This is a genomic window from Corallococcus sicarius, assembly GCF_003611735.1.
GTDB lineage: Bacteria > Myxococcota > Myxococcia > Myxococcales > Myxococcaceae > Corallococcus > Corallococcus sicarius.
The window spans coordinates 1-10,077 of sequence record NZ_RAWG01000333.1 but is presented as its reverse complement, the minus strand read 5'-3'; the positions used below and the strand labels follow the sequence as shown (position 1 = coordinate 10,077).

Genomic DNA, 10,077 nt, shown 5'->3' with positions numbered 1-10,077 from the left:
ACCAGCCGTCGGAGACGACGTGGTGCATGTTGACGACGAGGATGTGCTCCTGCTCCGCGAGCTTGAAGAGCAGCGTGCGCACCAGGGGGCCCGTGCGCAGGTCGAAGGGCCTGCGCATCTCCTGCGCTACCTTCGCGCGTGCCTCTCCTTTCCGCTGCGCTGCTTCCACAACCGAGAGGTCGACGTGTCCCAGGGACAGGACGACTTCCGGGTGGATGACCTGCACGGGCTCGCCCTCCACCTGCGCGAACGTGGTGCGCAGGGCATCATGGCGACGCACGACTTCCTGCAACGCTCGCTCCAGTACGTCTGTGTTGAGCAGCCCGTCCAGTCGCACCGCCACGGGCATGTTGTAGAGGGGGCTGCCCGGTTCGAGCTGATCAATGAGCCACAGGCGCTGCTGCGCGAAGGAGAGCGGCAGCGGGCCTTCATGCGAGACGCGCATGAGGGCCGGGGGGCTGGCACCCGTGAGGCTGGCCAATCGCCCGGCAAGGCCCTCCACCGTCGGTGACTCGAAGAGCGTGCGCAGGGGCAACTCCACGCTCAACTCCGCGCGGACGCGCGAGACCACCTGGGTGGCGAGCAGTGAGTGGCCGCCCAGCTCGAAGAAGGAGTCCCGGACGCCCACCTGCGGCAGCCGGAGCACCTCGGCCCAGATGGCCGCGAGCCTCGCTTCCGTCGTCGTGCGCGGTGCGAGGTAGGTGCTGCCCGACTGGGGCGCTTCGGGCTCTGGCAGGGCCTTGCGGTCCACCTTGCCGTTGGCGTTGAGGGGCAGGGCCTCCAGCACCATCAGCACCGAGGGCACCATGTACTCGGGCAGGCCCTGACGCAGTTGGGTCTTGAGCGCTTCGGCTTCCAGGGTGACGCCTGCCTTCGCGACGACGTAGGCGACGAGCCGCTTGTCCGCGGCTTCGCCCTTCGCCACCACCACTGCGTCCTTGAGGGCAACAATCCGGCGGAGGGCGGCTTCGACTTCACCCAGCTCGATGCGGAAGCCGCGCACCTTCACCTGGAAGTCGACACGGCCGAGGTACTCCAACCGGCCGTCCTCGCGGTACCGGACGCGGTCGCCGGTGCGGTACATGCGGCCACCCGGAGGACCATGGGGCTCCGGGACGAAACGCTCCGCGGTGAGGTCCGGACGCAACAGGTAGCCGCGCGCCTGGCCTTCACCCGCGAGGTACAGCTCACCGGCGATACCTACGGGCACCGGCTGCAAGGCGGCGTCGAGGACGTAGGCGCGCGTGGCAGGCAGAGGCCGACCGATGAGCGGGACTTCCTCGCGCCCCACCAGCGAGCCCGTGGAGTACGTCGTGTCCTCGGACGGGCCGTAGAGGTTGTAGAGCTTGCGCACGGAGGGCAGGCCGTACACCTGCTTCGCCAACGTGTCCGGCAGCGCTTCGCCCGCGAGGTTGATGACACGCACTCCCACCGGCACTGCGCCCAGGCGCACGAGTTGGGCCATGGCGGAGGGGACGGTGTTGATGAGCGTCACCTCCGACGCGGTGGGCAGCTCCGCCAGGTGCAAGGCATTGCGTGCCACCACCACGGCGCCTCCGCTGGAGAGCGGGGCGAACAACTCAAACACTGACAGGTCGAAGTTGAGGCTCGTCGCCGCGAGCACGCCCTTGAGTTCTTCGGGTGAGTACGTGGCCAGGGCCCAGTGCAGGAAGGTGACGGCATTGCCCTGGGTGATGGCAACGCCCTTGGGACGTCCCGTGCTGCCCGAGGTGTAGATGAGGTAGGCGAGGTGGCCGGGGAGCACGTCCACGGCAGGGGCCGTGGTGGGCTGAAGTGCCAGCTCCGCGTCCGTGTCCAGGCACACCGGCGTGGCGGAGTGCGCTGGAAGTGAGGCGAGCAGGTGCGAGTGCGCCACCAGCGCGGGCCCCTGCGCGTCCTCCAGCAGCCAGCCCAACCGCTCGCGCGGGTAGCTGGGGTCGAGCGGCACGTAGGCACCGCCGGCCTTGAGGATGCCGAGGGCTCCGATGACGAGGTCCTCCGTGCGCTCCACGCACAGGCCCACGCGCACTTCCGGGCCGACGCCCAGGCCCTGCAGCCGGTGTGCGAGCTGATTGGCCCGTGCTTCCACCTCACGGTACGTCAGCCGGCGCTCCGGAGTGATGACGGCCACGGCATCCGGCGTACGGCGCACCTGCGCCTCCACCAGCGCGGCAATGCTGGGCTCGCGCTCCGTCTCCGCCGTGCGCGGATTCCATTCGACGAGGAGTTGCTGGCGTTCCGCGTCGGTGAGCAGCGGCAGGTCCGCGAGGCGGGTGTCCGGCTTCGCGGCGATGGCCTCCAGCAGCACGCCCAGGTGGCCGGCCATGCGCTGAATGGTCGAGACCTCGAAGAGGTCCGTCGCGTACTCGAATGCGCCAATGATGCCCGTCGGAGCCTCCCGCAGCGCCAGGGTGAGGTCGAACTTGGCGAAGTGCGCTTCCAGCGGCAGCGGCTGGAAGGACAGGCCGGGGAGGTTCAGTCCTTCGGAAGGCGTGTTCTGCAGGATGAACATGGCCTGGAAGAGCGGGCCACGGCTCAGGTCGCGGGTGGGCTGCAGGGCTTCGACGAGCTTCTCGAAGGGCAGGTGCTGGTGCTCGTAGGCCGCGAGCGTGGTGCCTCGGACCTGGGCCAGCAGCTCCCGGAACGTCGCCTGGGGCTTCACCTGGGTGCGCAACACCAGCGTGTTGACGAAGAAGCCGATGAGGCCCTCCGTCTCCGCCTGGGTGCGGCCGGCGATGGGGGAACCCACGCTGATGTCATCCTGCGCGGTGTAGCGAGACAGCAGCACCTGGAAGGCCGCGAGCAGCGTCATGAAGGGCGTGGTGCCCTCGCGCTGGGACAGGGCCTTGAGTGCGTCCGAGACCTGCGCGGGAATCTGAAGCCCGAACGTGGCGCCGCGGTGCGACTGCACGGGCGGGCGCGGCCGGTCGGTGGGCAGCTCCAGCGCGGCGGGTGCTCCCGTGAGCTTCTCCTTCCAGTAGCCCATCTGTGCGTCCAGCGCTTCACCCTGGAGCCATTCGCGCTGCCACGTCGCGAAGTCCGCGTACTGCACGGGCAGGGGCGTGAGGCTGGGAGTGCTACCCGTGCTGAACGCCGCGTAGAAGGCGGCCACCTCACGGACGAGGACGCCCATGGACCAGCCGTCGGAGACGACGTGGTGCATCGTCAGGAGCAGCAGGTGCTCTGCTTCATCCAGCCGCACCAGCGTGCTGCGCAGCAGCGGGCCGGTGGAGAGCTGGAACGGCTGGCGTGCCTCCTCGGCGGCACGTCGTCGGGCTTCCGCGTTGCGTTGTGCTTCGGGCAGGGTGGAGAGGTCGATGACGGGCAGCATCCAGTCACCCGGGGCGTGGATCCTCTGCGTGGGCTGGCCCAGGTGCTCTTGGAAGGTGGTGCGCAGGGCCTCGTGGCGTTGGACGAGCGCCTCGAAGGCGCGGCGCAGGGCTTCCACCTCCAGGCGCCCGGTGAGGCGGAGCGCGGCGGGCAGGTTGTAGGACGCGTCGCCGGGCTGGAGCTGATCCAGCAGCCAGAGGCGCTGCTGCGCGAAGGAGAGGGGAATGGCCCCCTCGCGCGAGGTGGGCCGCAGCGGCGGCGCTTGATGCGGCGTGCGCTGGACCCCTTCGAGCCGCTTCGCGAGCGCTTCTACCGTGGGGGACTCGAAGAGGGCTCGGAGGGGAAGCTCCACGCCGAAGGCGGCACGCACGCGCGAGACGAGCTGCGTGGCCAGCAGGGAGTGGCCGCCGAGCGCGAAGAAGTCGTCCTGCACTCCAACGCGCTCCACGCGCAGCACCTCGGAGAAGCATGCGGCCAGCTTTTCCTCGGTGGCGGTGCGCGGGGCGACGAAGGCAGAGGCGCGCGGAGCATCTCCCGGCTCGGGCAGGACCTTGCGGTCCACCTTGCCGTTGGCGTTGAGGGGCAGGGCCTCCAGCACCATCAGCACGGAGGGCACCATGTACTCGGGCAGGCGTTGCTTGAGGCTTGCCTTGAGGACGTCGACGTCGAGCGTGTGGCCTTCAAGTGCGGTGACGTAGCCGACGAGGCGCTTGTCTCCGTCGCTTCCACGGGCGACGACGACGGCCTCGTTGACGCCGGAGGCCGCGCGCAGGGCGGCTTCGACTTCACCCAATTCAATGCGGAAGCCGCGCACCTTCACCTGGAAGTCAACACGGCCGAGGAAGTCGAGCGTGCCGTCCTCCCGCCAGCGGGCCTTGTCTCCCGTGCGGTAGAGGCGGGCACCCGGGGTGGAGGAGAAGGGATGCGGGACGAATCGCTCCGCCGTGAGGTCGGGCCGGTGGAGGTAGCCCCAGGCGAGGCCGGAGCCGCCGACGTACACCTCGCCCGCGACTCCCACGGGAACGGGGCGCAAGTGCGCGTCGAGCACGTAGGCGGTGGCATTGGAGATGGGGCGGCCGATGGACACCGGGCCCTCCACCACCGTGTCCCGGTGCAGGGACAGTGTGGTGGAGAAGGTCGTGTTCTCCGTGGGGCCGTAGCCGTTGATGAGGACGGCGCCTTCGGGGAGCCGCGCCAGATGCTCACGCACTCGGGCGGCGGGGAGCACGTCGCCACCGGCCAGGAGTTGCCGCACGGTGGCGAGCGCTTCTGCCTGGTGCAGGGCCATCTGCTCGAAGAGGGCGGCCGTCAGCCACAGCGACGTCACGCGGTGGTGACGCAGCTGCGCGGCCAACTCCTCCAGGGTGAGGGCATGGGGCGGCGCGAGGACGAGCTTCGCGCCGTGCAGCAGCGCGCCCCAGATTTCGAGCGTGGAGGCGTCGAAGGCAACGGGAGCGAACTGGAGCCACACCGCGTCGGGCCCGAAGCGCATGAAGGTGCTGCCGAGCACCAGTCGGGTGATGCCCCGGTGGGGCACGCAGACGCCCTTGGGGCGGCCGGTGCTGCCGGAGGTGAACATGACGTAGGCCAGTGACTCACCGTCCACGTGCACGTCCGGGGCGTGCGTGGGCAGCGCGGAGAGGATGTCCTGCTGCGCGTCGAGCCAGACGCGGGTGGCTGTGGCGGGCAGCAGTGAGGCGAAGGGCTGGTGGGTGAGGACCACCTCGACGTCGGCATCCTCCAGGAGCGCGGCGATGCGGTCCACGGGGGCATTGCGGTCCACCGGGACGAAGGCCGCGCCGGCCTTGAGGATGGCCAGCAGCGCCACGATCAGGTCGAAGGAGCGTTCAACGGCGAGACCGACGCGCGCACCGGGCGTGATGCCGAGCGCGCGCAGGTGGTGGGCCAGTTGGTTGGCCCGCGCGTCGAGCTGGGCGTACGTGAGCGTGGCCTCGCCTTGGACGAGGGCCACGGCGTCAGGCGAACGGTGGGCCTGGCGCGCGAAGTGGACATGGACGGGGACAGCAGTGGGGCTTTCCACCGCGGTGTCATTCCAGGCCACCAGCAGGCGCTGACGCTCTGCGGTTCCCAGCAGGGGCAGGTCCGCCACGGACTGGTCGGGCGTCGCGGCCACGGCTTCCAGCAGCGTGCGCAGGTGGGTGGCCATCCGCTCCACGGTGCTCCGCTCAAACAGGGCCGTGCTGTACTCCAACACGCCCTGCAAGCCGTCCGGCGTCTCCGAGAAGAAGGCGCTCAGGTCGAACTTCGAGGTCGTGTGTTCGGAGGTCAGGCCCTGGAGGCGCAAGCCCGGCAGACGCACGCCGTCGGTGGGGACGTTCTGGAGCGTCAGCAGCGTCTGGAAGAGGGGCGTGTGGCTGAGGCTGCGCGCGGGCTGCAGTACCTCCACGAGCTTCTCGAAGGGCACGTCCTGGTGCTCATAGGCTTCGAGCACCGTCCCACGCACCTGCTGGAGCAGCGAGCGGAACGACTGGCCGTCCTCCATCCTCGCGCGCAGCACGAGCGTATTGACGAAGAAACCGATGAGGCCCTCCGTCTCCGCGCGCGTGCGGCCCGCGATGGGCGAACCCACGCTGAGGTCATCCTGGCCCGTGTAGCGGGACAGCAAGGCCTGCCAGCCGGCGAGCAGCACCATGAAGAGCGAGCCGCCTTCGTGATGACCCAGGCTCCACAGCTTCTTGCTCAACTCACGCGGAAGGGTGAAGCCGAGCGCCGCGCCCGCGGTGCTGCGGACCGCCGGTCGTGGCTTGTCGATGGGCAGCTCCAGCACGGCTGGGGCGCCGGAGAGCTGCTGCTTCCAGTAGCCAAGTTGCGCATCCAGGATCTCGCCCTGGAGCCACCGGCGCTGCCAGGTGGCGTAGTCGGCGTACTGCACCGGCAGCTCCGGGAGGGGCGACGGCCGCCCTTCGGTGAACGCGGCGTAGAGCGTGCCCACTTCCCGCACCAGCACCCCGAGCGACCAGCCGTCGGAGACGATGTGGTGCATGTTGACGACGAGGATGTGCTCCCGCTCCGTGAGCTTGAAGAGCAGCGTACGCACCAGGGGACCCATGTGCAGGTCGAAGGGCCTGCGCATCTCCTGCGTCACCTGCGCCCGTGCCTCGCCTTCCCGCTGCGCTGCTTCCACAACCGAGAGGTCGACGTGTCCCAGGGACAGGACGACTTCCGGATGGATGACCTGCACGGGCTCGCCGTCCACCTGGGCGAACGTGGTGCGCAGGGCGTCATGGCGGCGCAGGACTTCCTGGAGCGCCCGTTCCAGCACGTCCGCGTGAAGGGTGCCGTCCAGCCGCACCGCCACGGGCATGTTGTAGAGGGGGCTGCCCGGTTCGAGCTGATCAATGAGCCACAGACGCTGCTGCGCGAAGGAGAGCGGCCGCGGGCCCTCATGCGAGACGCGCGTGAGGGCTGGGACGCTGGCATCGGTGCTCCCCGCCAGGCGTCCGGCAAGGCCCTCCACGGTGGGTGACTCGAAGAGTGCGCGCAGGGGCAGCTCCACGCTCAACTCCGCGCGGACGCGTGACACCACCTGGGTGGCGAGCAGTGAGTGGCCGCCCAACTCGAAGAAGGAGTCCCGCACGCCCACCTGCGGCAGCCGGAGCACCTCGGCCCAGATGGCCGCGAGCTTCGCTTCCGTCTGCGTGCGCGGTGCGAGGTAGGTGCTGCCCGACTGGGGCGCCTCGGGTTCTGGCAGCGCCTTGCGGTCCACCTTGCCGTTGGCGTTGAGGGGCAGGGCCTCCAGCGCGACCACGGTGCCGGGGACCATGTACTCGGGCAGGCCCTGACGCAGCTGCGCCTTGAGCGCTTCGGCTTCCAGGGTGACGCCTGTCTTCGCGACGACGTAGGCGACGAGGCGCTTGTCCGCGGCTTCACCCTTCGCGACAACGACCGCATCCTTGATGCCCGGAGCTTTGCGCAGGGCGGCTTCGACTTCGCCCAACTCGATGCGGAAGCCGCGCACCTTCACCTGGAAGTCGATACGGCCGAGGTACTCCAGCCGCCCGTCCTCGCGGTACCGGACGCGGTCGCCGGTGCGGTACATGCGGCCACCCGGAGGACCATGGGGCTCCGGGACGAAACGCTCCGCGGTGAGGTCCGGCCGCAGCAGGTAGCCGCGCGCCTGGCCTTCACCCGCCAGGTACAGCTCACCGGCGACACCCACCGGCACGGGCTGCAAGGCGGCGTCGAGGACGTAGGCGCGCGTGTCCGGCAGGGGCCGACCGATGAGCGGGACTTCATCACGCCCCACCAGTGAGCCCGTGGAGTACGTCGTGTCCTCGGACGGGCCGTAGAGGTTGTAGAGCTTCCGCACTGAAGGTACGGCGTAGAGCTGCTTCGCAAGCGTGTCCGGCAGCGCTTCGCCCGCGAGGTTGATGACTGAAGCGGTGGGGGGCAGCGCGCCCAGGCGGACCAGTTGGGCCATGGCGGAGGGGACGGTGTTGATGAGCGTCACCTCCGACGCGGTGGGCAGCTCCGCCAGGTGCAAGGCATTGCGTGCCACCACCACCGCGCCTCCGCTGGAGAGCGGGGCGAAGAGTTCAAACACCGAGAGGTCGAAGTTGAGGCTCGTCGCGGCGAGGACGCCCTTCAACTCCTCCGGCGCATAGGTCGCCAGGGCCCAGTGCAGGAAGGTCACAGCGTTGCCCTGCGTAATGGCAACGCCCTTGGGGCGGCCCGTGCTGCCCGAGGTGTAGATGAGGTAGGCGAGGTGGCCGGGGAGCACGTCCACGGCAGGGGCCGTGGTGGGCTGAAGTGCCAGCTCCGCGTCCGTGTCCAGGCACACCGGCGTGGCGGAGTGCGCTGGGAGTGAGGCGAGCAGGTGCGAGTGCGCCACCAGCGCGGGCCCCTGCGCGTCCTCCAGCAGCCAGCCCAACCGCTCGCGCGGGTAGCTGGGGTCGAGCGGCACGTAGGCACCGCCGGCCTTGAGGATGCCGAGGGCTCCGATGACGAGGTCCTCCGTGCGCTCGACGCACAGGCCTACGCGCACTTCGGGGCCGACGCCCAGGCTGCGCAGCCGGTGCGCGAGCTGATTGGCCCGTGCTTCCACCTCACGGTACGTCAGCCGCCGCTCCGGGGTGATGACGGCCACCGCGTCCGGCGTCCGGCGCACCTGGGCCTCCACCATCGCGGCGATGCTGGGCTCGCGCTCCGTCTCCGCCGTGCGCGGATTCCATTCGACGAGGAGCTGCTGGCGTTCCGCTTCGGTGAGCAGCGGCAGGTCCGCGAGGCGGGTGTCTGGCTTCGTCGCGATGGCCTCCAGCAGCACGCCCAGGTGTCCGGCCATGCGCTGAATGGTCGAGGCCTTGAAGAGGTCCGTCGCGTACTCGAAGACGCCGACCAGCCCCACAGGGGATTCCCGCAGCGCCAGCGTGAGGTCGAACTTGGCGAAGTGCGCTTCCAGCGGCAGCGGCTGGAACGACAGGCCCGGCACCCGCAGCGCTTCGGCGGGCGTGTTCTGCAGGCTGAACATGGCCTGGAAGAGCGGGCCACGGCTCAGGTCGCGGGTGGGCTGGAGCGCTTCGACGAGCTTCTCGAAGGGCAGGTGCTGGTGCTCATAGGCCGCGAGGGTGGTGCCTCGGACCTGGGCCAGCAGCTCCCGGAACGTCGCCTGGGGCTTCACGTGCGCACGCAACACCAGCGTGTTGACGAAGAAGCCGATGAGGCCCTCCATCTCCGACTGGGTACGGCCGGCGATGGGGGAACCCACGCTGATGTCGTCCTGCGCGGAGTAGCGCGACAGCAGCACCTGGAAGGCCGCGAGCAACGTCATGAAGGGCGTCGCGCCCTCCTGATTCGCCAGGGCCATGAGGGCGTCGGACACGTTCGCGGGAATCTGTACGTCCACCGTGGCACCGCGGTGCGACTGCGCGGGAGGGCGCGGATGGTCGGTGGGCAGCTCCAACGCCGCCGGTGCGCCCGTGAGCTTCTCCTTCCAGTAACCCATCTCCGCGGCCAGGGCTTCGCCCCGGAGCCATTCGCGCTGCCACGTCGCGAAGTCCGCGTACTGCACGGGGAGCGGGGGAATGGCGGGCATGCTGCCCGTGCTGAATGCCGCGTAGAAGGCGGCCAGTTCGCGGACGAGGACGCCCATGGACCAGCCGTCGGAGACGACGTGGTGCATCGTCACCAGCAGCAGGTGCTCCTCGTCACTCAGCCGCACCAGCGTGCTGCGCAGCAGTGGACCGGTTTTCAGGTCGAAGGGGCGCTGCGCCTCCTGATTCGCGAAGCCTCGGGCTTCTTCTTCCCGCTTTGCATCGGGCAGGGCGGAGAGGTCCACGAGCGGCAGTAGCCAGCCATCCGGGGCGTGGATGATTTGCGTGGGCTGGCCCAGGTGCTCGTGGAAGGTGGTGCGCAGGGCCTCGTGGCGCTGGACGAGCGCCTCGAAGGAGCGACGCAGGGCTTCGACATTCAGGCGCCCGGTGAGCTGGAGCGCTGCGGGCAGGTTGTAGGCCGCATCCCCCGGCTGGAGCTGATCCAACAGCCAGAGGCGCTGCTGCGCGAAGGACAGTGGCACCGTGGTGGTGCGCACCGCGGACAACCGCCGGGGGGCGGGGACGGCAGTGGCCTGTGCGAAGTCAATGCGCCTGGCGAGCGCTTCCACCGTGGGCGCCTCGAAGAGGGCTCGGAGGGGCAGCTCGCGCCGGAAGGTGGCGCGCACCCGCGAGACGAGCTGGGTGGCCAGCAGCGAATGGCCCCCGAGCGCGAAGAAGTTGTCGTGGATGCCGACCC

1 protein-coding gene is annotated in these 10,077 nt (G+C 69.8%); it reads right to left on the bottom strand.

What is annotated here, in order from left to right; translation table 11 throughout:
• Positions 1-10,077: non-ribosomal peptide synthetase (locus tag D7X12_RS34500; RefSeq protein ID WP_120629463.1), on the bottom strand; the 10,077-nt coding region annotated here is incomplete at both ends.